Here is a 1437-nt window from a genome sequence, read left to right on the forward strand (position 1 = left end):
TTCCCGTGGCCCGTTCCCCCAAAGCCGCCGGCAAAGGCCGAAAATTGTCGAATTTCCTGTGCTTTGCGGTTTATTCTGCCAATCTCGCCTTCGGCCGCGCCTACAAGCCGCTGCTGGACAAGGTCGGGCTGACCTACACCCAGTACATCGCCCTGGTGGCGCTGTCGGAGGAGGACGAGCAGACCGTCAGCGCGCTCGGCGAGAAGCTGTTCCTGGAATCCAACACGCTGACGCCGATCCTGAAGAAGCTCGAGCAGACGGGCTACATCAAGCGCCACCGCGATCCCACCGACGAGCGGCAGGTGCGGGTGAGCCTGACGCCGGCCGGCCGCAAGTTGATCGAGCAGGACCTCGGCGCATCCGTGATCGAGGCGACCGGCCTCGGCGACGAGTTTCCGGTGGTGCAGAAGACGGTGAGCCGCCTGCGCGACAATCTGCTGCGCCACACCGGATCCGAACAGGAGCGGTCCTGACGTGCGACGCGCCGGCGCTGGCGTTCAGTCGAGCCCCAGCATCTTGCGCGATTTGCGCGTCAGCTTGGCCACGATCAGCGCATGGGCCTGCGCCAGATAGGCGGTGAGCTCGGCATCCGGCAGGGCGTTGTTGCTGACGAGCTGCACCCATTTGGCCCGGGCCAGATACGGCGCCGGACGTGCCACGCCGTGCTCGATCAGCATCGCATAGGCCATGTCCGAGACCTTGAACATGTAGCCGCCGGAGCCTGCGGCAAAGCCGCCGCCGAGCGCGAACATCTTGCCGCCGACCTTGAATACGGAGGTGCCCTCCCACTGCACCACCTTGGTGGCGGCGGGCAGGCGCAGGCAGCGCGCTTCGAAGCTTTTCGGAGTCATGGCGCGAGCGATAGCACGCTGCGTGCGGCTTGCAATGCGCGCGCTTGCGGCTTGCAATGCGCGCGCTAGCGGCCGAGCGCCGCGAAGGCGGCAATGGTGCGGTCCACCGCCGCTTCGTCGACGTGGCGATGGGTGACGAGCCGGAGCTGCAAGGGGCCGCTGGCTTGCACCAGGATGCCGTGCCGCTTCACGCCCTCGGCCCATGCGGCGGCCTCGCGCCCGCTTGCGGAGACGTCGACGCGCAGGATGTTGGTCTGCACCTGGTCGGGATCGGCGAGCGTCGGGTCGAGCCAGCTCAAGGCCGCGGCGAGCCGTCTTGCCGCGGCATGATCTTCGGCGAGGTGCTCGATCATCGTCTCCAGCGCGACGAGGCCCGCGGCTGCGACGACACCGGACTGGCGCATCGTGCCGCCGACGAGCTTTCGCAAGGCCCGCGCCCGCGCGACGAACGCAGCGCTGCCGCACAGCAGGCTGCCGACCGGCGCGCTCAGGCCTTTGGAGAGGCAGACCATCACGCTGTCGGCATGCTCGGCGATCCGTGCCGCCGGCACGCCGAGCGCGACCGAGGCATTGAACAGGCGGGCGC

3 protein-coding genes are annotated in these 1437 nt (G+C 68.3%); 1 reads left to right on the top strand and 2 read right to left on the bottom strand.

Annotated elements, in window-relative coordinates; genetic code table 11:
- Positions 1–5 precede the first annotated feature (5 nt).
- Positions 6–473: a MarR family winged helix-turn-helix transcriptional regulator gene (locus tag AC1D00_RS40920; RefSeq protein WP_477014621.1), complete on the top strand. Its 468-nt coding sequence runs from the start codon at positions 6–8 to the stop codon at positions 471–473.
- Between the two features lie 24 nt (positions 474–497).
- Here the strand turns inward: AC1D00_RS40920 and AC1D00_RS40925 are convergent, their stop codons facing one another.
- Both AC1D00_RS40925 and AC1D00_RS40930 read right to left on the bottom strand, forming a co-directional pair.
- A complete protein-coding gene (locus tag AC1D00_RS40925; protein ID WP_135173400.1) occupies positions 498–851 on the bottom strand; it encodes an MmcQ/YjbR family DNA-binding protein in 354 nt (117 codons plus the stop codon).
- A 65-nt stretch (positions 852–916) separates the two neighbouring features.
- The coding region (locus AC1D00_RS40930; protein ID WP_477014620.1) for a beta-eliminating lyase-related protein at positions 917–1437 on the bottom strand (521 nt) is incomplete at its 5' end.

It is taken from the genome of Bradyrhizobium sp. P2_E8 (genome assembly GCF_056403875.1).